The following is a 21,620-nucleotide window of genomic DNA, read 5'->3' as shown; positions in this document are numbered from 1 at the left end:
TTCACCTGCAGGCCAACTTCTATTCTCCAAACGACGTTAGATTGACGCCTTGGAGTTTCCACCACCGTGAAAGGACCTTGTGTCGACCGTCGATTTGAGCATCGTCATCCCCGCTAAGAACGGTGCACCGTATCTGAACACACTGTTCAGTTCGCTGCAGAAGCAGGGCGATATCTGGGACAGTGCCCAGTTGATCTTCATCAATGACGGATCAACGGACGAGACTCCGCACGTCCTCGAGCAGGTCTCGACGTCTTTTCCCCGCTTCGACGTTCTGACCAACCCGGAAGCCACTGGATTGGCCAACGCGAGGAATCAGGGCCTCGACATCGCTGAGGGTGAACACATCGTGTTCCTTGATGGCGACGACTGGTTGGCCCCCGACCACCTCCCGACTTTGCTCGACTCGGCACACAGGCTCGACGTCGATTTCATCCGCTGCGATCACACGACTGTCGAGGGGACGAAACGCGTTCGCAAATTCGCTCCGATGTCGGTGCGCAACATTGCGTTGGATCCGCGAGCGGGCATCCTCCCGATACACGAACCGACGATGGTCGACTACCCCTATGCCTGGGCCGGGATCTTCCACCGCCGTGTCCTCGATGCAGGAATCCTCAAATTCCCGGAGAACTTCATGACGGCCGAAGACCGCTCCTGGATCTGGCGTCTGCACCTCCAGGCTCAGTCCTTCGCCGTCGTCGACGCCCCAGGGATCCTCTACCGACGGGGACTGACGAACTCGCTTTCACGAATCGTCGACGCCCGACAGTTGGACTTCATCCGCGCTTTCGGCCAGATCTTCGATCTCGTGGCCGCCGACGATCAAGCCGAGGAGTTCTGGCCGAAGGCGATCAGAAACTGGCTGGCCATTCTCGATCACCAGATCACTCGCTTCGCTGCCTCACCTGGAGCACTGCGGTCCCAGCTGCGTCGTGGTTCGCGAACCATCTCCGCCAAGATCCCACCCGAGCTCCTGCGCGAGGAGTTCGTTCTGCAGAAATCCGCCCGTCAGCTCAATGTGAGCAGCTACCTCAACGTGGCACCGAGCCTCATTGCGGAGATGATGAAGTGAAACAGATCTTCCTGGCCTCAACGTTCTTCGAATTGGTCTGCTTGGCCGCGGGAATCGACGAAGGCGAATACGACAATCCGGCAGCCCCCGCCCTGGTCGGCACCGACGGCAACGCTCCTGCGGGCACACCCGGGCCGGATGAGCGACTGCTGCTTGTCAGCAACAATGCCATCGTCATGGAGCTGTCCGGCTCGTTCATCGACGCTCCTGCCGCACAATCCCTCCTGAGTCGCTTCGATCGTGTCATCGATCTCAATGAGACACTCGCACCTCTGCATGTTCATCCATCGTCATGGCGACCGGACCAGACCGATGTTCCCGTCGTCGAGGCCTATCTGCGCAGCGCCTGGCAGCTCGGGGATTCGGACGTCGAGCTGATCCTCGAGTCGCCCCAGGTCAATCCCGCCATCGCCCTGGGGCGGGTGTTCAATCGCGCAGCGATCCGGGTGCATGCCGATGGACTGATGACCTACGGACCGACCCGCAGCCACATCCCACTCACCAATGGTCAGCGGATGTCGACTCTGCACTTCCTCCCGCTGGTCCCGGGCAGCGAACCCAGACTGCTCGCCGAATACGGCATCGTGCACCGGCCGCTGAGCCTTGACGCCTTCCGCGCAGTGGTCGCCGAAATCGGTGAACACATGGAGGAGGCGCTCACATCAGCCCTAGGTGAAACCGCCCGCGAAGGGGATTGGGCACTGATCGTCGGTCAGTACCTGTCGGCACTTGGCCTGATCAGTGATGAGGATGAGACCGGCCTTCATGTGATGATGATCCGGGAAGCAGAAAAACGAGGGCTGCGCACCGTCGTGTTCAAACCCCATCCGGCGGCTCCTCCCTCGCAGCTCGACCCGCTGTTCGTCGCCGCCGAGGAGGCAGGCATCTCCCTGCAGATTCTCGATGAGCCCCTGCTGGCCGAGGTGATCGTCGATCGGTTCCGTCCCGCGCTCGTCCTCGGCGGATTCTCCACCGCACTGATGACGGCGCGCGAGATCTACGGAGTTCCGGCCGTGGCGATCGGCACGAACATGCTCCTGGAGGCGATCACTCCGTACCAGAACAGCAACCGGATCCCCCTGACGATCATCTCGGAGCTCTGTGATGGCCAAGAGCCCGATCCTTCGGCATCTCCCCCACCCGAGCTTGCCAGACTGATCAGCGCCGTCACCTACTGCATGGCGCCGAATCTGTCCCATGATCTGCGGGAGGAAGCCACCGAATTCCTCGAGAATGTTTTCGCAGTCGGCGCCGAAGATCGATTCCGACGCTATTTCAAACGCAGGAGGCTGAGAAGTCTCGGCCTGCCGGGCGGCAACGCCCAGGTGTTTGCCCCTCGCAGAATGCTCAGACAGTCAGGTGCGCTCGCCGTCAAAGCGATCGTGAGGAAACAGAAGCGGTTTGTGAAGAGGGTCCAAAGCCGTTGATGGGCAAACCGAGACTCACATCCATCGCCTTCGTCGAATCGCCCCTGCAGTTCCTCTCCGCACTCGAGGCTCACGAACCCGACGAGGACCTCCTCATCCGGGCGCGTGCGAACGCCAAGGGGATGACTTCCTTCCTCGACGCCTTCGACACTGCATGGCTGCCGAAGCGCGTCCGCCTCGAACGCGAGGGGGCGAAGCCGGGGATTCTGCGCAAGTCCCCTCCCGATCGGATCTACATCGGCGACGCCTGCTCGGGCCAGGTCCACAAGGCGCTGTCCCTGGCCTACCTCGAGCGCCGGATGCCCGAGGTCGTCATCCTCGACGACGGCCTGGCCACGTATTCGACGATCGAAATCCTCACCGCCAAGCGCGGGCCGCTGGTCCGACCCCGACAGAAGCTCAAGGCATCTCGCGCGGTGATGGCCGCTCATGTCGCCGATCGGCTGCGCGGTCTGGCACCGGCGGGCAGGCTGCGCTGGCATACGGCGCTGCCGGTGTCCAAGACCATGCGCAAGGCCTTCCTCAAGACCGGTGCGGAGATCACCCGCCACAAGTTCACCCATCTGCAGACCCTGCCCACCGGCGGCAGCCATCCCCGGGACAATCCCGTCATCGGCTCGGCTTTGGCCGCCGACGGACTCATCCACGAAGACGCCTACCGGTCCTGGCTCGACAAGCTCGCCGCCGAGGGCCCGATCACCTACTACCCGCACCGGCGTGAGACCGACGAATTCCTCGCCGAACTCGCCGAAGACGAACGGATCCGGATCAAACACGTCGGTCTGCCCATCGAGCTGCGACTGATCAACCTGCCCTCGGACTCGACGATCCGCAGCCTGCCGAGCACCGCTGCGGTGTCCCTTGCCACGCTCAACCCTGACGTCACGATCGCCGTCACCGAGATCCCCGCGAAGTGGTGGACCGGGTCCTCACCCGATAGTCTGCGTAAGTCCCTCAACGCCCAGACGGTCAAGGCAGATGTCGACTCCTGAACCACCATCCGTGCCGGCAGAGGCCGTACCGACAGAGGCCGCGCCTGCCCCACCCGTGCCGGCAGAGCCGGCAGCCTCCTCCGCCGTTCCGCCGGCGACCGAGGACGGCATTATCCGCATCGTCTCGGTCTCCGATTCCGAGTCCTACCTCAAATGGGCGACGCAGCTGCTCAGCAGCCTGCCGAACGTCGAGGCTCATGTCTGCCTCATCGACAATCCGATCCTGCCCACCGAGGAGCAGATCCGCCATGCCGTGGCCGGCACTGCCTGGGCGGGGCGCAAGATCCCCATCGTGACTCGCGCCGACCTTGCCGAGACGATCGCCGATCATCGCGCCGACATCGTGCTCGGCGCGGCGACCGGGCCGATCGTCGCCCAGCTCTTTCTCACCGCGCACCTGCTCGACCTTCGCCCGGCGCTGGTCTCCGGGCTGCCCGGGATGGGCCTGCCGGCCAGCGGCAAGGGAATGAACTACCGTCGCCTCATGGACGCCTTCATCGCCCATTCCCACGCCGAGGTGGCCGCCTACACGGAGGCGAGCGAACTGGCGCAGGTGCCCTGCGAGGTGTTTCTGGCCCGGCTGCCGATGCTCCGTTCGACCGGAATCCCCCAACCTGCAGACACTCCCGCGGACGCTCCCGCAGAGATTCCGCGGGAAAGCGCTTCCCCGGACTCTGCCCAGGTGCCCCGCACCCTCGTGTTCGCTCCTCAGGCCAAGGTGCCCGAGTCAGCGGCCGACCGTGAGTCGATCCTCGCCGCCCTCGCCGAGTTCGCTCATCGCCACCATGATTCGACGGCGATCATCAAGCTGCGTTCCCGCCCCGGCGAGTTCGAGACCCACCACGAGCAGCATTCCTACTTCGAGCTCCTCGAGACCCTTCGCAATCGCGGCGTTCCCGGAGCCGACCGGATCGAACTCGGCTACGGCCCCCTCGACGAATTCCTCATCCCCGGCTCGGCTCTGGTCACGGTCTCATCGACGGCGGCCCTGGAAGCCTTCGACCGTGGGATTCCCACCTTGCTCGTCTCCGACTTCGGCTTCGACCGCACGCTGCTCAATGAGGCCTTCGCCGATTCCGGTGCCACCGGCACCCTCGCCGAGGTGGCCGCCGGGTCGATCGGATTCCCGAGCCCTGAGTGGTTGGCCGCGAACTACTTCCACGTCGCCGACGGCGGTCTGCGCCGTCATCTGGGACTGCTGGCGACCCGGGCGCGGGCGAACCAGCTGCCGAATCGCCGCAGCGCCGTGTGGAAGCAGAAGCGTCTGCTCATCCGCGCCGAGCTGCGCACGATGGCACCCACCCCGGTCATCCGTGCCTACCGGAAGATCAGGACCGGTCGCTGAGGTTCGACTTGATGCCGCGGATGAGACCGTCGTGGTTCGATCAGTGCCGGTCTGCGTCGATCTGATGTGCGTGGAAGCGGACCAGGTCTTCGATCAGGTCGGTGGGCAGCGGCTTCTCCAACGTGAACCGGATCGCGTGCTCGGTGGTCGAGTAGTCCCCCAGCCGGTCTGCGAACTCTTCGATCGCCCACGACGAGGGGAACAGGCTCATGTGCTTCTTCGAGGCCGTGAAGTACACCAAGGCGCGGCCTTTGTACTTCAGGGTCGGCATGCGGTAGCTCATCGTCTCTTCGACGCTGGGGACGAGTTCGGTCACGAGCGTGCGGATCCGTTCGAGCTCCGCCCTGAACTGCGGGTCCACGCCCTCAAGATACTCATCAACGGTTTTCGCCTTGTCGCTCATTCCGGCCTCATTTCCGGTCGTCGGGAACGGTGCTCGTCTCATCCATCTCCACGACCACCTCGGCGGCGGGGGTTGCATCCTTGAAGACCCAGGTGCGGTAGGCATAGAAGCGGAAGATCATGGCCAGGCCGATGCCGATGATGTTCGTCGAGATGTTGTAGGTGAGCTGGTCGCGCATGTCGAGCAGATACCAGGTCACGCCCAAGGGGATGACGGTGATGATCATGCCTGCCAGGTTGACCGCGACGAACAGCAGGATTCCGCGCAGATTCGAATCGGTCGTCCGATCCCCATAGGTCCAGAGCTTGTTGCCGAGCCAGACGACGATCATCGAGATGATGGTGGAGATGATCTTCGCTTTGATCGGGCTGCCCTCGAGCAGGGCGGGGATCGGGCCGAGACCCCAGGCGAGGACGTTGGAGAGACCCACGTCGACGATATAGCCGAGACCACCGACAGTGAGGAATTTGAACGCTTCCGCCGCGAGACGCCTCATCCGGGCCGAGAATGACTCTTTCATTACAGTGCCTGAGTCTAATCGGCTAGGTTTCGGACTCGCTGGACGCGCGCGTCGGCGGCGTGGCCACGGCCGGTCGACCTGCCCGCCCCGATCTTTCCCCGACGGTCGCGGTCGGTCGACCACCGCGCAGCCGACCCGACCGCCACATCGCCACTACGAGAACAGTCGCGACGGTCACGGCGAGCGCGGGCCAGAACGTGTAGCGGAAGTGGTTGGCGGGCACGATCGGGAAGTATCCGAAGATGTAGCACAGCGCCGAGGTGGCCAACATCGTGACCTCGGGCCACAGGGTCCTCCCGCCCGAGGTGCGATCCGCAGCGACTTCGGCCCGGTCGCTCGCGGCGGAGTCCTGAGCGCGCGGCCGCGCGGGCTCGCTCGCCGCGGGTCTGCCCTTCCGCCGGGTCCACAGACCGAGTCCCAGCAGGAGGGCCGCCAGCAGCGTCCAGAACCAGGGTTTGAACAGCATCGGGAAGGTGCCCAGCGCGAAATCCTCGACATAGGGCTTGAAGATGTAGTCGGCCTTGACGCTGCCATGTCCATACCCCACCTTTGTTGCGTCTCCGTTCCAATCCGCCTCCCAGTATTCGAGCTTGGAGGAGAAGAAGTAATAGGAGAATACGGCGGCACGATACTCCGCATACCGCACGGGGTGGGTGACCACCTCGCTCAGCCACAAGTCCTTCAGCTCGTCCTGATAGGCAATCGGGCTGAACGCCTTCCCGGTCTCACCTCGGCCGTAGCAGTTCCAGTAGGCGTCCCAGATCTCGCCCATCTCCAGGCACTTGTCGCGGGCCGAGCTGATGTGGTCCTTGAGTTCCTCGGGGGCGTCCGAGACCTGCAGTTCGGCTTCGGGGACGGAGAACATCACGTCATCGAGGAAGATCTGTGAGATCTGGCCGGTGGGTTCCACCTCCACGACCGACGAGATGGCGGCATCCGTGGCTTTGACGCCTCCTCCGAGGAGAGCAAGCACCAATACAGAGACTCCCGCCGTGGCAAGCACGGCCCTGCGCGGCGAATCACCTCGGCGCCGAAATCGACGAACGAGGCAGAATCCGAAGTAGACCGCGATCGGGACGATCGCGAACAACGCGTTCTTCCGCAGACCGAGGGCATAGACGAGCAGAAAGATCGCCACGATCCACGGAGCCCAGATCATCCCTGGGCGGGGTGCGAACCGGGCGAAGACGAGCAGGAGAACGGCCAACAGCATCGCCACCCCCATCTGCGTGTCCTTCCACAGGGTGGTCATCTGCGACAGCACCCACGGGGTCGCCATGATCGCCGGGCCCAACAGAGAGACCCAGCGGGGAGCTCCGATGCGATGGATGAGCACCCCGACCAGCCACGCGGCGAGTGCGAGCATTCCTACTTGAAGGACCAGGAGGCTGCCGGCCTGGCCGGTGACATCGATGAGCACTCGCCAGACCGCGCTCATCACCGGTGGGTGCCAATCAGTGACCGGGACCTCGCCCAGCGCCTGCCGGTACTGGTTGCCGATGTCGACGTTTACCCGTCCGGGGAAGAAGAGGCGGATGAACCCGTATGACCAGATCAGCGTCAGCAGCGCCAGGACTCCGTCCCAGGCCCACGCCGAGGTGACGGTGCAGTGGATCGTCGAACCGTTCGAAACTGTCGAACCGAGTAGCGGTCGAACCCGTGCGCCCCGGAGCTTCGGTTCCGTCATGAGGCGATCGGCGTCCGCGCTCCTCGGGGACTCTGAGGCTTGGATCGGGGCATGTCCTCGGCACCAAAAGATGCGTTCCTCGTCATCTCATTCGGGCGCGAATCCGTTTCGTCCGCAACACGAGCACCGACGCTTCGGACATCGACCGCGGGCAGTCCCAGATACGCCAGCCTGGAGGTCTCCCGCCTGGCTCGGCGCAGGCCGTCGAGGGTCAGGCCGACGCTGCCGAGCAGGAAGGCCAGCCCCATGAGCGCGGCGGCGAGGATCGCGGTCGGAAAGCGCGGCACGAGGCCGGTCTGCCAGAATTCCCAGATCACCGGGATGCCGAAGACCATGGACAGGGCGGCGAGGATGAGGGTGAGCGAGCCGTAGAACAGTCGCGGCCGCTCGTGCCTGACTAGCGCGGAGATGAGCCCGAGGATGCGGAAGCCGTCCTCGAAGGTCGAGAGCTTCGACTCGCTGCCGTCGGGACGGTCGCGGAAGTCGATGGGCACCTCGGCGGTGGGCAGACGCAGGGACATGGTGTGGACGGTCAGTTCCGTCTCGATCTCGAACCGCCGGCTGATCGCGGGGAACGATTTGACGAAGCGGCGGGAGAACACGCGGTAGCCCGAGAGCATGTCGGAGACCTGTGAGCGGAACAGCCACCCGGTGAGCTGGTTGAACATCCTGTTTCCGGCTTCGTGCCCGGGCCGATACGAGGTGGTCTCCTGGTTGTCCTGGCGCACACCGAGGACGTGGTCATAGGGGCCGGAGACCAGGGTGTCAATCATCTCGGGCAGGTGAGCCGCCTCGTAGGTGTCGTCGCCGTCGATCATCACGTAGATATCGGCCTCGATGTCGGCGAAGGCGCGGCGGACGACATTGCCCTTGCCCGGGGTGTTCTCCTTCCGGACGATCGCCCCGGCCGCCGCTGCCCGCTCCGAGGTCCGATCGCTCGAGCAGTTGTCGTAGACGTAGACGGTGATGCCCGGCACGACGGCCTTGAGGTCGGAGACCACCTTCTCGACAGTGATCTCCTCGTTGTGACAGGGAACGATCGCCGCGATTCTGGTGGTGTCCTCGAGCATGCAGTGTTCCCATCGTTGTCACCCGGCCGCAGGGAAACCTGCCGGAAGCCGGAAGCCGGTGGCCCGTGAGCCCTATCCATCAACGCATACGCGGCAGAGATGAAATCCGAGTAAAGACAGGGCGAATTGCTCGCTGTATATGCTGTCCCTTCCGGCGGAATTCACTCTCCCGTCACGTCCCTTCCGTCCGACCCGCTCGATCCGTCTCCCCCGGATACGCCGCGCCAGCCGCTCTCTCCAGGTGAGTCCTTCGTCACGAAACAGCCCGCACATGTCCATTTATGACATTTCCTCTGTGCGCCGTCTGAATGTCTTGGCATGCTGAATCGTCGGCATTACTGGGCCGTAGACCGCCTGCCCGCCGTGTTCGGGTTCCTGACCCGCGGAGGCGGTGCATCGACACCCGATGACACCCGCCTCATTCCGCCGTGCACCACCGTGCGCCGGCCCACCTGACAGACGAGGAGACCCCTGTGATCGAACTGCGCAGCCTGCGCAAGGTCTTCGGAGACACCGTCGCCCTGGAAGAGATCGACCTGTCGGTCCCTGCCGGGGAGATCCACGGCATCGTCGGCCGTTCCGGTGCCGGGAAATCCACTCTCATCCGCTGCCTGACTGGGCTCGAACGCCCCACCTCGGGCACGGTCGCCATCGACGGCGTCGATCTCACCGATCAGTCCGGATCGGGACTGCGGGAGGCTCGCCGCAGCATCGGGATGGTCTTCCAGCACGTCAACCTCCTCGATTCGCGCACCGCACTGAAGAACGTCGCCCATCCGCTGCAGATCGCCGGCGTCTCCAAGGCCGAACGCCTCGCCAAAGCCCGCGAACTTCTCGAGATCGTCGGCCTCGGCGACCGCGTCGACAACTACCCCGCCCAGCTCTCGGGCGGTCAGAAACAGCGCGTGGGCATCGCCCGGGCTCTGGCCGCCGAACCCAAGGTCCTGCTCTGCGATGAGCCCACCTCGGCGCTGGATTCGTCCACCACAGATCAGATCCTCGGCCTCATCCGCTCGCTGCGGGATCGCCTCGGCATCACCGTCCTCATCATCACCCACGAGATGTCCGTCATCCGTGAGATCTGCGACTCCGTGACGCTGCTCGCCGATGGTCGCGTGGCCAAGACCGGGAAACTCGCCGAGGTGATCTCCGAGCCGGGATCGGACCTGGCCAAAGATCTCGTCCCCCTTCCGCCCATCAGTCTCGACGACAGGGCACCGGCCGAGGACACCGAAGCCGTCGACGGTGCTGCCGGTAACCGGACCAACCACCTCGTCGAGGTTGCTCTGGCCGGCACCACCTTGCCGAAGGTCCTCACGAGCGCCCAATCCGTCGGCGTCGGCGCCGAAGCGATCCTCGCCGGAGCCGTCGAGACGATCGAGGGCAGGCAGGTCGGTCGGATTCGCTTCACTCTGGCCACGGCCGCGGAGTCGAAGGAGCTCATCACTGCTCTGAAAGCCGCCGGCATCTATGCGGAGGAGGCAGCCTGATGAACGATCCGATGTGGTTCGACAACCCCGCCATCACGCAGCAGATGCTGCCCGCAGCCATCGAAACCCTGCTGATGACCGCCTGGTCGACCGGCCTCGCCGTGCTGTTCGGCCTGCCCCTGGGGATCTGGCTGTTCACCGCCTCGAGGGGCGGACTGAACTCGAATGCCGTCGTCTACCGAGTGCTGTCGATCATCGTCGACATCACCCGCTCGATCCCCTTCATCATCCTCATCATCGCGCTCATTCCCTTCGCGCGTTTCGTCGTGGGATCAGCGCTCGGCTGGCAGGCGACCGTGGTGTCCCTGACCATCGGCGCGATCCCCTTCTACGCCCGCCTCGTCGAGAACTCCCTGCGTGAAGTCTCGGAAGGCAAGGTCGAAGCGGCACTGATGATGGGAGCCTCGAACGGACAGGTCGTCCGTCAGGTCTACGTCCCCGAGGCCAAGCCCGGTCTCATCGGGGCCGCAACGGTCACCTCGGTGACTCTGGTGTCCTACACGGCCATGGCCGGTGCCGTGGGCGGCGGCGGACTCGGCGCGCTGGCGATCTCCTACGGCTACCAGCGGTACCAGGCGGACACGATGATCGCGTGCATCATCGTCCTCGTCCTCATCGTCACCCTCATCCAGTTCATCGGAGACCGCATCGCCCGCGCGGTCGACCACCGCTGAACCACCGAACTCACCACACTCACGCATCACTGAAATCAAGGAGAACCATGAAGACCAAGCTCATCGCCATCGCCGCGAGCGCGACCCTGCTGCTCTCGGGCTGCGGCCTCGTCGGCGGCGGCACCGATTCCGTCGGTGAGAAGGACGGCGACGTCACGAAGCTCACCGTCGGCGCGACCCCGGTCCCGCAGGGCGACATCCTCAACTTCGTGCAGGAGAACCTCGCCGAGGACGCCGGCCTCGACATCGAGGTCAAGGAGTACACGGACTACACGCTGCCGAACAAGGCACTCAACGACGGTGACATCGACGCGAACTACTTCCAACACAAGCCCTACCTCGATTCCGAGGTCGAGGGCCAGGGATACGAGATCACCGGCTTCGAACCCATCAACCTCGAGCCCTTCGCGCTGTTCTCGAAGGACATCAAGGATGTCAAAGACATCCCGAAGAACGCGAAGATCGGCATCAACAACGACCCCTCCAACCAGGGCCGGGCGCTGAAGATGCTCGAGGGCGCGAAGCTCATCACCCTCAAGGACGGTGTCGACGCGGTCGACGCGAAGCTCTCCGACGTCGAGGACAACCCGAAGAACGTCGAGTTCGTCGAGGCCGACGCCGCCCAGCTGGCCCGCACCCTCGAGGACGTCGACGCCTCGGTGATCAACGGCAACAACGCCCTCGAGGCGGGGCTGAGCCCGGCCAAGGACGGCATCCTGCTGGAGAAGGCCGAGGACAACCCCTACGGCAACTTCCTCGCCGCTCGCACCGCGAACAAAGACGACGAGAACATCAAGAAGCTCGACGAGCTCCTTCACTCCCCCGAAGTGAAGAAGTTCATCGAAGACAAGTGGTCCGACGGATCGGTCCTGCCGAGCTTCTGATCCCACTTACTACCCGACGGCGGCCCAGCACCCTCGCGCGAGGGTGCTGGGCCGCCGTCGGGTAGTTTGGGGAGAATCTAGCCGACGCCAGCGGTCGCTGGCCGCTATCGGAGCAGATTGTGCAGCGCCCTGGCCGCCGCGCCGAGTGCCGCCTCTGCCGCCGGCTGTGCCGAGGCAGGATTGCTCGATTCACTGAGCGCGGTGACCGCGATGGACTGCCCGTCGGCGTGATCGACCACCCCGATCTCGTGACGCAGGTTCAGCAGAGTCCCCGTCTTCGACGACCAGGTCGTCGCATCGGAGGCGAAGTCCGGAGCGAGCCTGTGCCTGATGATGTTGCCCGCCATCAGCGACCGCAATCGGGAGGCGACCACAGGGTCGATCCGGCTCGGGCGCCAGATCTCCTGCAGCAGATCGGTCAGGCCTGCGGCGGTGCCGAAATTGGCCCGGGAGACGTCGAGCTGCCAGATTCGGTGTCCGGCTCCCGGGCTCGGCCTGCTCCTGGCGAGATCGTAGGCGAGATGCGCCTCGGACTCCGGCAGACTCTCCAGCGGAGTCTGCAGCAGGCCTCCGAGGTGGTGCCTGATGTGGATGCCGCGCACACCCAGCCGGTCAAGGTCGGATTGGATCTCAGCAGGGGCGACGATGTCGAGGAGAGCATCCGTGGCCGTGTTGTCGCTGAAGCACACCGAGAGCATCACGAGGTCGTCGAGAGCGATCTGCGCCGGGTGGTGGAACCGGCTCGTTCCAGTCTGGCCGGCGGTGTCGAATCGCTCCGGTTCGATCGTGATCGGCTGAGACCCGTCCAGGTCTCCTTCGCTGATGCGGGTGAGCAGGGCCAGAGCGATCGGAATCTTCACCACGGAGGCGATGGGCATTGCGGCATCGGTGGAGGTGGAGATCTCTCGCCTGCTGTCCAGGTCGCGGACGACGATGTTTGCGTTCAGCCCTGCCGAAGCCAATTCCGCATTGATGTCATGGATGACTCGGGCCTCATCATTCATGCCGTTCACCCAATCTCCCGCTCCCCGCCCTCCGAGGCGACAGCCCGGACGCCGCCGAGACAGTCGGCGATCTCGTCACTGAACCGGCCGAGGACGCTCACGTCATCTCCCGAGGTGGCGGCAAGCGAGTAGCCCCTGGCGATGGTCGGTTCGATGAGAGGACTCCAGTGAAGGCCCAGGTTCTCCGCTTCGACAGAGCTGCACAGCAGCAGGTCCCCATCACCGAGGACCGCAGCGACGGCGGCGGGATCCGACGAGTCGGTCACCACCTGAGAAGGAAGCAGGCCGGCGACCTCGGCCGCGCGACGGATGCGATCACGCACATGCGGCACATCGTCTTCGATGAGAAGCCTCAGCCGCATCCCCGACAGCTGCGGCCCGCGTCCTGAGACCGGCGACCTCGATCGGCGCAATGCAGACAGACGCACGGGGCCCGGCAGCGGCGCCCGGTGGGCACATCCCAAGTCGACTCTCCAGGTTCCCTCCGATTCGGGAACCGTGTGCAAAGCGGCCCTGATCCGACGGCTCGACAGATCTTCGGTGCGCCTGTGCGGCGGCGCGGAATGGATGTCGATGTGCACACCTGCCGAGATCACCGAGGCGGTCAGCACGGCAAGGTCCCGAGTCGTGCATGAGGTCGGCACCGCGAGTGAGACCGGCCGCAGCCTGGCCCTGTCTGCGTCGAGCATCATCGCATCGGCCAGGTCGACCAGGCGCTTCGCCGAGGCGAGCATGTCCTGCCCGAAGGGCGTCAGGCTCACCCCTCGGCCGGTCCGATCGAACAGCCGCGCCCCGAACTGCTCCTCGAGGCCCGCGATCCGCCTGCTGGCCACCGGCTGCGGGATCCCTGAGGCTGCCGCGCCCAGCGTCATGCTGCCCAGCTCGCTGACCGCGGTGAAAGTGCGGCAGGCTTCGATGAGGTCCATTCCCGGAATGATATACGTCTTTGATATGGAAAAGCTCTGATCCGTCTTCGACTGCATCGGTTTGGGGAGGAAGAGTGGTTACTGTCGAAGCAGTCCGCTCGACCGATGTCAGCCCCACCGTCTCGCAGAAGGAATGTCGATGACTCCACGAATCTCTCGTTCGATCAGCGCGGCCGCGCTGTCCCTCTCGCTCGTCACCCTGGCCGCCTGCTCACCAACTGGGAACGAGCCCGAAGCCGATTCCCCGTCTCACCCCTCGACTCCACCTGCGACAACCTCGGCGCAGGCATCCCCGACGAGGGCTGCGGACCATGCAGCGATCGAATCCGAGCTCAAGGAGATCGAAGACGCCCACGATGCCCGTGTCGGCGTGCACGCACTCGACACCAGCGATGGGACCACGGTGCAGCATCGGGAGAATGAACGTTTCGGCTTCGCGTCATCCATCAAGTCATTGGCCGTCGCCGAACTCCTGGCCTCCTCGACGCCTGAGCAGCTGGACGAGCATGTGACGTGGACGAAGGAGGACGTGGAGAAGGCCGGGCATACCCCGGTGACGAGCGAGCACCTCGAGGAGGGTCTGCCTCTGCGTGACCTGGCAGAGGCAGCCGTCAGGGACAGCGACAATGCTGCGACCAATATCGTCTTCGACCACCTCGGCGGTCCGAAGGGATTCGACTCCGCACTTGAGGACCGGGGAGATACCACCACCGAGGTGGCCGACTACGAACCCGAGATCAACGTCGTCAAAGAGGGCGATTCCCGGAATACGACGACCCCGGCAGCGTTCACGGGCAACCTCGCGGCGCTGCTCGAGCCGGAGAACCTCTCGGATGAGAATCGTGAGACCCTCATCGACTGGATGAGCGGGAACGCCTCCGGAAAGGACCTCATCACTGCAGGTGCCCCCGAAGGGTGGAAGGTTGCGGACAAGTCCGGTCATGCCGATGCTCTCCGCAGCGACGTGGCCTTCGTCTTCCCGCCGCAGAGAGATCCGATCGTCATCGCGATCCTCACCGAGAACAACGATCCGGCCGTCGAATCCGACGCCGCCCTCATCGAGGAGACCGCGCGGGCGGTGCTCGACGGGTTCACGTGACGGACGTGGACGAGCGCTCATTTCACCGATCCGGGTCGGTAGAGTGACATGCATGACCGAATCCCTCACCCTTGCCGATTCCATCCTCATCGACTCCGATCCCGCTGTCGTCTACGCGACCGTTGCGGACGTGACCCGAACCGGCGAATGGTCACCGATCTGCCGGGAGTGCTGGTGGGACGAGGGCGACGGTCCGCGGGTCGGCGCCTGGTTCACCGGACGGAACGTGACCCCTGATCGCGAATGGCAGACCCGCAGTCAAGTCGTCATCGCCGATGAAGGTCGCGCCTTCGGATGGAGCGTAGGCCCCGGCCGGGTCCACTGGACCTACAGCGTGGAGGAAGCCGAAGGCGGCACGCTGCTCACCGAATCGTGGGAGTTCCTGCCGGAGGGCCAGGCGTTCTTCGCCGAGAAGTACGGACCCCAGGCAGCAGAGCAGATTGCCGAGCGAACCGCGGCCGCGAGGGACGGCATCCCCCGAACCCTCAAGGCGATCAAGCAGGTCATCGAGAACGCGTAGAGTCTCGTTGCACCGCTCAGTGGCGCCCCGCCCAATGCGGGCTGTGCATAAGGCCAAGCACGTTGCCGAATGGATCAGCCACCGACGCAGTGACGAATTCGGTTCCGCGCGGGGTGACCGGCATATGCGGCTGTGCCCCGTGAGCGAGAAATTCCGCGACCGCCGCCTCGACATCGTCGACATACCAATAGGTCACCGAGCTGCTTCCTCCGGTGGTGCCTTCCGGTGAGTAGTCACGGTCCATGATCCCGAGTTCGTCCTCGTCGGCACCGATCCGGAATTCGAGATAAGCCGCGGGACCTTCGGGCGGCTGGCGGAAGTAGGGCGCGACCCCCAGCAGCTCCGCGTACCACCGGCCGGCAGACTCGACATCCTCGGCGGTGAGCACCATCGTCGTCAGTCCCTTGAGAAGACTCATCATTCTGTCCTTTCACGTGTGCCGACGATTGGTGTCGGCGGCTGATGAGGATCGGCTTCGATCCACGGACACCACCATGTCAGCTAAAGTGCTCACCTCATGAGCACTTCTGCTGAGATACTTGACCCATGCGTGCCGATCGTCTTCTTTCACTTCTGTTGTTCTTGCAGTCCCGGGGAAAGGTGACGGCGGCGCAGGTCGCGGCGGAACTCGAGATCTCGATCGCCACGGCACGCAGAGATCTCGAAGCCCTGTCCGCCGCCGGCGTGCCCGTCACTGTTCAGCCCGGTCGAGGTGGAGGCTGGCGACTGATCGGTGGAGCTCGGACGAATCTCACGGGCCTTTCCGGCGGCGAATCACGCGCCCTGTTCTGGATGCTCGGCACTGCCGGACTGGCCGGCCCCGACACCCGACTGGCCACCCGCAAACTCATCCGTGCTCTCCCCGAATCGCTGCGCGCCGAGGCCGAGGTCCTGGCCACGCGGATCCACTACGATCACGCCTCTTGGGCCGAGATCCCACGTTCGGGCGAGCGCTTCGAACTGCTCGAGACACTGCGCACCGCACTCGTGCGGAAGCACGTCGTCGAATTCAGCTACGTCCACCGCGACGGGTCCGCCGAAACGCTGCCGGCGGCACCCCTCGGACTCGTCGCGAAGGCCGGAATCTGGTACTTCGTCGCTCACTCCGATATGGTCCGGACCTATCGCGTCGACCGGATCGTCGAGGTGAAGCCGACGGATCCGGCCACTCCTCTCTCCGATGTCGACACCGATTTCGATCTCGCCGCATATTGGGCTGCGCACGTCGACGAGGTGGAGGCGCTGCGCTCAACGGTCACCTCGACGATCAGCTGTCCTCACTGGACCGTGCCGATCCTCCGCGCGCACTTCGGACGATATTTCACCGTCGTCGAGGAGTCTTCGGAATTCACCATCGCCGAGGTGCAGGCCAACCTTGTCGTCGCCCTCGCCGAGCAGCTGGCCGGCTGGGGTCGAACGATCGAGGTCCTCTCACCGCCCGAACTGCGCCATGAGCTCGCACGGATCGGTGCTGAACTCGTCGAATACAATGATCACGCGTCCACCACGCACCCCACGCAAGGAGGCACCACATGAGCACGATCGGTTTCATCGGAGTCGGCGAGATCGCCTCGGCGATGGTCGACGGATTGAGCGCAGCGGCCCAGGCCGACACCGCGGATGAGCGTCGACGCAGCTTCGTCCTCTCCCCTCGCAACGCCGAACGCGCGGCAGGTCTGGCAGAGAAGATCTCCACCGCCGAGGTGGCCGGCAGCAACCAGGAAGTCGTCGACCGCAGCGATCTCATCGTTCTCGCCGTGCTCCCTCAGCAGACCGCGGAGGTCCTCGGCGGACTCGAGATCCCGGCTGAGAAGACCCTGGTCAGCGCCGTCGCCGGAGTCTCGGCCGAGGAACTGGCGAAGCACCTGCCGAATGCGCCGACGATCGTGCGCATCATCCCCCTGCCGGCCGTCCGCGAGCGCAAAGGTGTGACCGCGATGTTTCCGGCGAACACAGAGGTCGAGGCCATCCTCGACGACCTCGGCGGATCGGTCACGGCCAAGGACGAGACCCTGTTCAACACGTTGTCGGCGGTGACGGCGACGATGTCCGCGCACTTCGCCTATCTGCAGACGATCACCGCCTGGCTCATCGACCAAGGATGGGAGCAGTCCGATGCCGATCACTTCATCCGCGGCCAGTATGTCGGTCTCGGCACCACCCTCGCTCAGACAAACGATCCGATTAGCGAGCTCGTCGCCGCTCACGAGACCCCCGGTGGACTCAATGAGATGCTCAACCGCGAGTGGATGGACGAGGACAACCGGGCCGCGCTCGCCACGGCTCTCGATCGCATCTTCGCGCGGGTGACCGGCTCGAGCTGAATCGTGAGCGTGGCATAGGCTTCTGCCTATGCCACAGCATTCTCCTGTCACCGTCTCGATCACCCGCACCGTCCAACCCGGGCAGCACCGTCGTTTCAACGCCTGGGCGCAGGCAGGACAGGCGCTGGCCCGCGAACGCGACGGCTACCTCGGCTCAGGTTGGGTGAGAACGTCCCCGGACTCCGACGAGTGGCACCTGCTCTATCGCTTCGCCGACGAGAAGTCCCTACGCGCATGGGACGAATCGGACGATCGTCGCTGGTGGATCGACAGTGCCTCGGAACTCGTCGAGACCACCCGCGTCGAACACCGCACCGGCATCGAGGGCTGGTTCGAACCGCAGGGCGAGGACACGCTGACGATCCCAGAAACGGTGGTTCCGCCGAGGTGGAAGCAGGCGGTGAGCATCTTCCTGCCGTTCTTCCCGCTCAGCCTGCTCTCAACGTTCCTCCTCATGCCGCACCTCGAAAGCTGGCCGAAAGTGCTCGCGGTGCTGCTGAACATCTGCATCCTCACACCGCTGATGACCTACATCTTCCTGCCCGTGAGCACCCGGCTGCTGCGCCCCTGGCTGCAGAAGCCGCGGAGGTGAGTCTGTCTCCTGCACCGAGGCTGTGCGACTGTGATCGCGTATCGTCAGTTCGGTTCGAAGTTCAGAACAGCCCGGTGATGTCACCGTTCTCGTCGACGTCGATCTTCAGCGCCGAAGGCTCCTTCGGCAGGCCCGGCATCGTCATGATGTCGCCGGCGATGACGACGACGAATCCGGCGCCCGCCGAGAGCCGGACATCCTTGACCTCGATGATGTGATCCTTCGGCGCCCCGCGCAGCGTGGCATCCGTGCTCAGGGAGTACTGGGTCTTGGCGATGCAGATCGGGGCGTCGCCATAGCCCTCCTCCGTGAACTGCTTGAGCTTGCGGGTGACCGCGACAGGCAGATCGACATCGGCGGCCCCATAGATCCGCTGGGCGACCGTGCGGATCTTGTCCTCGAGCGGCTGGTCGAGCTCGTAGGAGTAGCGGGGCTCGCCAGGCAATGGGCGAGTTGCGGACGATTCGTGTCGCTTTTCACCGCCGGACTCAGCATGGATCGTCCGCGACTCGGCGGAGCCCGCGCTGTCTGCCCCAGCACCCCCGGCACCCCCGGCACCTCCAGCGGCCTCGACGACCGCCTCGGCGAGGGGAAGCGCACCCTTGCCGCCATCGGCCCAATGCGTTGACTCAACCGCAGCGATCCCCTGGGCACGCAGGTGCTCGATCGCCGCGGCCATCTCCTCGTCCGTGTCGCTGGGGAACCTGTTGAAGCACACCACCGGGGTCAGCCCGTAGATATTCAGCAGGTTGCCGCAATGGTGTTCGAGGTTGGACATGCCGGCGAGGATCGCCTCGGTGTTGGGCGTCTGCACGTCCTTGACCTGGATGCCACCGTGGTACTTCAGAGCCCGCAGGGTCGCGACGACGACCACCGCGGAGGGCCAGATCCCTGCGGTGCGGCACTTGATGTCGAGGAATTTCTCGGCGCCGAGATCCGCGCCGAAGCCCGCCTCGGTGACGGTCCAGTCGCCGAGGGACAGCGCCGCCTTCGTCGCGAGCAGACTGTTGCAGCCGTGGGCGATGTTCGCAAAGGGCCCGCCGTGGATGAATGCCGGGGTGTGCTCGAGACTCTGCACGAGGTTGGGGGCCAAGGCATTGCGCAGCAGCGCGGTCATCGCCCCGGCGGCCCCGATGTCGCTGACCGTGATGGGTTGACGAGCACGGCTGTGGGCGAGAACGATCCGGCCCAAGCGTTCCTTGAGATCAGTCAGTGAGATCGAGAGGCAGAACACAGCCATGACCTCGCTGGCGACGACGATGTCGAAGGAGTCTTCGCGGGGCACTCCCCCGTTGATCCCGCCAAGGCCGATGACGACCCCGCGCAGGGCGCGATCGTTGAGGTCGACGACGCGGCGGATGTGGATCCGGCGCGGATCGATGTCGAGGTCGTTGCCGAAGTGGATGTGGTTGTCGAGCATGGTCGCGGCGAGGTTGTTCGCCGACGCGATGGCCGCGAAGTCACCGGTGAAGTGGAGGTTGATGTCCTCCATCGGCACGACCTGCGCGTACCCGCCGCCGGCCGCCCCACCCTTCATTCCGAACACCGGCCCCATGCTCGGTTCGCGCAGGGCCAGCACGGCCTTGCCGACCTCGGGTTTCGAGCGCGCGAGTTCGTTGAGTCCGTCGGCCAGTCCGATGCTCGTGGTGGTCTTGCCTTCACCCGCGGGCGTCGGGCTCATCGCGGTGACGAGGATGAGCTTGCCGTCGGTGCTCGAGGCCCGTGCGGTGTCGAGCACGTCGATGGGGACCTTGGCCTTGGTCCAGCCGTAGGGGATGATGTCCTTCGCGTCCAAACCCAGTCCACCGGCAACGTCGACGATGGGATCGAGCTCGGCGTTGAGCGCAATATCCAAATCTGTGGTCATAAGGCCATCATGCCGCTTATGGTCCGTTTTGTGACCATCAACACAAGGTGAATTTGCGCATTGCGAGCTGAGTTCCGCAGACCGCAACACCCGCCGAGGTGGTTCTCCGTCATCTGCCGCCGCTCACTCAGCGTGGATCGAACACTCCGGGCAACGGGTGATGAGATCGTGTCGACACCCGCGGACGTGGAGAAGGAATCTCTCGGCCGAATCGAGCGCCGCCCGCTGGCGTCGGATGCCCTCGATGCGAGCGTCGATGAGCGGTCCGCGGCCGGACTCACCCCGGTGGAGAACTGCCCGGATCTCGGCCAGGCTCATCCCCACGCTTTGACACGAGAGCACGATCCGGCACCGACTCAGGTGCTCAGCTGAGTAGTCGCGATGCCCGCTCGCGGTCCGCCCGGGCACGACGACGCCTTCGTCCTCCCAGTGGCGCAGCACGTGCGCGGCCACCCCGAGTTCTGCCGCCGCATCTCCGATCTTCATCACACCATGATGCCACCTTGACTTCATGTCGACCTGAAGTTCTACCGTCGAACCATGAACCCGCAGACCCGCCCTACAGTCGACCACCCCACAGTCGACCACCGCTCCACCGCCTACCGTCGCACCGGTGAACTCCTCACGGATGCCGAGCCCACTTCCACTTGCGCCCGCATCCGACTCCGCGACGGCACCGAGGTGGCCACCGAAGTCATCGGGCCAGCGGAAAGCGACGACCGCCTCGGCGACATCGTCATCTGCCACGGGACCCCGTGGTCATCGCGAATGTGGCGCCCGCTCGCCCACGAGCTGGGGCAGAGTTATCGCGTCCACCTCTGGGACATGCCCGGCTATGGTGAGTCCATCCCCGGCGGCGGCTTCACCGATCACCCGCCCGCCGAGTCTGCTCCCGCTGAGGCTGCTCCCGCCGAGGCGATCCCCGCCCTACCCGAGTCCCCTGCCGTCGACCTCGTGACCCAAGGTCGCCGGTTGGCCGAGCTGCTCGAGGTCTGGAAGCTCGAGTCACCTCATGTCATCGCCCACGACATCGGCGGGGCCGTCGCGCTGGGTGCGCACCTGTTCGACGGCCGCGAGTTCGCCTCGTTGTACCTGCTCGACATCGTCACCCTCGGCCCGTGGGGTTCGCCGTTCTTCCGCCTCGTCGCCGAGAACGAACCCGTCTTCGCCGCACTCCCGGCACCCCTGCATCGCGCACTGTTGCGCGAGTACATTGCCGGCTCCGCGGGCTCCGCACTCAACGGGTCTCGACTCGAGGATTCCCGGCTCGAGTTGTCCCACCTCGACGGGCTTGCGGACCCCTGGTGCTCGCCCGCGGGGCAGAGCGCCTTCTATCGCCAGGTGGCGAGCCTCTCACCTCGGCATACGCAGGGCATTGCGGACAGCCTCGGCGAGGTGCGGTGCCCCGTCCACATCGGCTGGGGCGAGGACGATCCATGGATTCCCGTCGAGCAGGCCGAACGCCTCGCCAAGAGACTTCCGGGATACCCGGGCATCACCCGGTTCCCCGGCGCCGGGCACCTCGTCCCGCTCGAGAGCCCGGAGGAGTTCGCGGCCGACATCCGCTCCTGGTTCTCGTCTCGGTCCGTCGACGACAATCCGGAGGCCCCCGACGGCACCGCGGAGGCCCCCGCCGACTTGGTGTTTCCCAACGACAGTTCGGTGGCCCGGACGACGACGCGGTGATCCCGGACGGCAAACAGTGACACGAATAGTGAGAC

At 64.9% G+C, this 21,620-nt stretch carries 22 protein-coding genes; 13 read left to right on the top strand and 9 right to left on the bottom strand.

The genetic code is table 11. From position 1 onward, the window contains the following. Window positions 1-79 precede the first annotated feature (79 nt). From ACH82I_RS15400 to ACH82I_RS15385, 4 genes are read left to right on the top strand one after another with little or no spacing between them, the layout of a single operon-like run. Window positions 80-1,075, top strand: a complete 996-nt coding sequence (locus tag ACH82I_RS15400; protein WP_413333869.1) for a glycosyltransferase family 2 protein — start codon at window positions 80-82, stop codon at window positions 1,073-1,075. Further along, window positions 1,072-2,502, top strand: coding sequence for a polysialyltransferase family glycosyltransferase (locus tag ACH82I_RS15395; RefSeq protein WP_413333867.1), 1,431 nt, complete (start codon window positions 1,072-1,074; stop codon window positions 2,500-2,502). The genes ACH82I_RS15400 and ACH82I_RS15395 overlap by 4 nt, the downstream gene beginning before the upstream one ends. Continuing rightward, on the top strand, window positions 2,502-3,494 hold the full coding sequence (locus tag ACH82I_RS15390; protein ID WP_413333865.1) for a hypothetical protein: 993 nt from the start codon (window positions 2,502-2,504) through the stop codon (window positions 3,492-3,494). The genes ACH82I_RS15395 and ACH82I_RS15390 overlap by 1 nt, the downstream gene beginning before the upstream one ends. Then, the gene (locus ACH82I_RS15385; RefSeq protein WP_413333863.1) at window positions 3,481-4,839 is read left to right on the top strand and encodes a DUF6716 putative glycosyltransferase; all 1,359 of its coding nucleotides are present in this window, start codon (window positions 3,481-3,483) and stop codon (window positions 4,837-4,839) included. Before ACH82I_RS15390 ends, ACH82I_RS15385 begins: the two co-directional genes overlap by 14 nt. 40 nt (window positions 4,840-4,879) lie before the next feature. On the opposite strand, the gene ACH82I_RS15380 is transcribed toward ACH82I_RS15385, so the two are convergent. From ACH82I_RS15380 to ACH82I_RS15365, 4 genes are read right to left on the bottom strand one after another with little or no spacing between them, the layout of a single operon-like run. Then, window positions 4,880-5,242 carry an iron chaperone gene (locus tag ACH82I_RS15380; RefSeq protein ID WP_413333861.1) on the bottom strand — a complete coding sequence of 121 codons (363 nt, stop codon included), beginning with the start codon at window positions 5,240-5,242 and terminating at the stop codon, window positions 4,880-4,882. Between the two features lie 7 nt (window positions 5,243-5,249). Beyond that, window positions 5,250-5,762 (bottom strand): GtrA family protein, encoded by a 513-nt coding sequence (locus tag ACH82I_RS15375; RefSeq protein ID WP_413333859.1) that lies wholly within the window; start codon window positions 5,760-5,762, stop codon window positions 5,250-5,252. A gap of 22 nt (window positions 5,763-5,784) precedes the next feature. After that, complete coding sequence (locus ACH82I_RS15370; RefSeq protein WP_413333857.1) at window positions 5,785-7,449, bottom strand: hypothetical protein; 1,665 nt, start codon at window positions 7,447-7,449, stop codon at window positions 5,785-5,787. Then, window positions 7,446-8,519, bottom strand: a complete 1,074-nt coding sequence (locus tag ACH82I_RS15365; RefSeq protein WP_413333855.1) for a glycosyltransferase — start codon at window positions 8,517-8,519, stop codon at window positions 7,446-7,448. Before ACH82I_RS15365 ends, ACH82I_RS15370 begins: the two co-directional genes overlap by 4 nt. 473 nt (window positions 8,520-8,992) lie before the next feature. Here ACH82I_RS15365 and ACH82I_RS15360 point away from each other — a divergent pair, with 473 nt between their 5' ends. The 3 genes from ACH82I_RS15360 to ACH82I_RS15350 are packed head-to-tail and all read left to right on the top strand — an operon-like array spanning window position 8,993 to window position 11,567. Then, on the top strand, window positions 8,993-10,009 hold the full coding sequence (locus tag ACH82I_RS15360; protein ID WP_413333853.1) for a methionine ABC transporter ATP-binding protein: 1,017 nt from the start codon (window positions 8,993-8,995) through the stop codon (window positions 10,007-10,009). After that, a complete protein-coding gene (locus ACH82I_RS15355) occupies window positions 10,009-10,683 on the top strand; it encodes a methionine ABC transporter permease (protein WP_230744737.1) in 675 nt (224 codons plus the stop codon). The genes ACH82I_RS15360 and ACH82I_RS15355 overlap by 1 nt, the downstream gene beginning before the upstream one ends. A gap of 47 nt (window positions 10,684-10,730) precedes the next feature. Further along, a complete protein-coding gene (locus ACH82I_RS15350; protein ID WP_230744736.1) occupies window positions 10,731-11,567 on the top strand; it encodes a MetQ/NlpA family ABC transporter substrate-binding protein in 837 nt (278 codons plus the stop codon). A 104-nt stretch (window positions 11,568-11,671) separates the two neighbouring features. Here ACH82I_RS15350 and ACH82I_RS15345 read toward each other — a convergent pair whose 3' ends face one another. Both ACH82I_RS15345 and ACH82I_RS15340 read right to left on the bottom strand, forming a co-directional pair. Then, window positions 11,672-12,571, bottom strand: a complete 900-nt coding sequence (locus ACH82I_RS15345; RefSeq protein ID WP_413333850.1) for a serine hydrolase — start codon at window positions 12,569-12,571, stop codon at window positions 11,672-11,674. A gap of 5 nt (window positions 12,572-12,576) precedes the next feature. Beyond that, window positions 12,577-13,497, bottom strand: coding sequence for a LysR family transcriptional regulator (locus ACH82I_RS15340; protein WP_230744734.1), 921 nt, complete (start codon window positions 13,495-13,497; stop codon window positions 12,577-12,579). Window positions 13,498-13,636: 139 nt separating this feature from the next. On the opposite strand from ACH82I_RS15340, the gene bla reads away from it, so the two are divergent. Next, window positions 13,637-14,596 carry a class A beta-lactamase gene (bla, locus tag ACH82I_RS15335; protein ID WP_413333848.1) on the top strand — a complete coding sequence of 320 codons (960 nt, stop codon included), beginning with the start codon at window positions 13,637-13,639 and terminating at the stop codon, window positions 14,594-14,596. Between the two features lie 52 nt (window positions 14,597-14,648). Further along, a complete protein-coding gene (locus ACH82I_RS15330) occupies window positions 14,649-15,116 on the top strand; it encodes an SRPBCC family protein (protein WP_230744732.1) in 468 nt (155 codons plus the stop codon). 16 nt (window positions 15,117-15,132) lie between these two features. Here the strand turns inward: ACH82I_RS15330 and ACH82I_RS15325 are convergent, their stop codons facing one another. Further along, on the bottom strand, window positions 15,133-15,537 hold the full coding sequence (locus tag ACH82I_RS15325; RefSeq protein ID WP_330166651.1) for a VOC family protein: 405 nt from the start codon (window positions 15,535-15,537) through the stop codon (window positions 15,133-15,135). 125 nt (window positions 15,538-15,662) lie between these two features. Between ACH82I_RS15325 and ACH82I_RS15320 the strand changes: the two genes are divergently transcribed. From ACH82I_RS15320 to ACH82I_RS15310, 3 genes are read left to right on the top strand one after another with little or no spacing between them, the layout of a single operon-like run. Further along, on the top strand, window positions 15,663-16,652 hold the full coding sequence (locus ACH82I_RS15320; RefSeq protein WP_269067193.1) for a helix-turn-helix transcriptional regulator: 990 nt from the start codon (window positions 15,663-15,665) through the stop codon (window positions 16,650-16,652). After that, window positions 16,649-17,440, top strand: a complete 792-nt coding sequence (locus tag ACH82I_RS15315; RefSeq protein ID WP_413333846.1) for an NAD(P)-binding domain-containing protein — start codon at window positions 16,649-16,651, stop codon at window positions 17,438-17,440. Before ACH82I_RS15320 ends, ACH82I_RS15315 begins: the two co-directional genes overlap by 4 nt. 28 nt (window positions 17,441-17,468) lie before the next feature. Next, window positions 17,469-18,032 carry an antibiotic biosynthesis monooxygenase gene (locus ACH82I_RS15310; RefSeq protein WP_230744729.1) on the top strand — a complete coding sequence of 188 codons (564 nt, stop codon included), beginning with the start codon at window positions 17,469-17,471 and terminating at the stop codon, window positions 18,030-18,032. Window positions 18,033-18,093: 61 nt separating this feature from the next. On the opposite strand, the gene ACH82I_RS15305 is transcribed toward ACH82I_RS15310, so the two are convergent. Next, window positions 18,094-19,899 (bottom strand): formate--tetrahydrofolate ligase, encoded by a 1,806-nt coding sequence (locus ACH82I_RS15305; protein WP_413333843.1) that lies wholly within the window; start codon window positions 19,897-19,899, stop codon window positions 18,094-18,096. Between the two features lie 123 nt (window positions 19,900-20,022). Next, on the bottom strand, window positions 20,023-20,385 hold the full coding sequence (locus ACH82I_RS15300; RefSeq protein WP_413333842.1) for a MerR family transcriptional regulator: 363 nt from the start codon (window positions 20,383-20,385) through the stop codon (window positions 20,023-20,025). Between the two features lie 54 nt (window positions 20,386-20,439). On the opposite strand from ACH82I_RS15300, the gene ACH82I_RS15295 reads away from it, so the two are divergent. Beyond that, window positions 20,440-21,585 (top strand): alpha/beta fold hydrolase, encoded by a 1,146-nt coding sequence (locus ACH82I_RS15295; protein ID WP_413333841.1) that lies wholly within the window; start codon window positions 20,440-20,442, stop codon window positions 21,583-21,585. Window positions 21,586-21,620: the final 35 nt, after the last annotated feature.

The sequence above is a fragment of the Brevibacterium sp. GP-SGM9 genome, assembly GCF_047300845.1.
In the GTDB taxonomy this organism is placed as follows: Bacteria; Actinomycetota; Actinomycetes; order Actinomycetales; family Brevibacteriaceae; genus Brevibacterium.
This window is presented reverse-complemented; position numbering and strand designations above follow the sequence as displayed.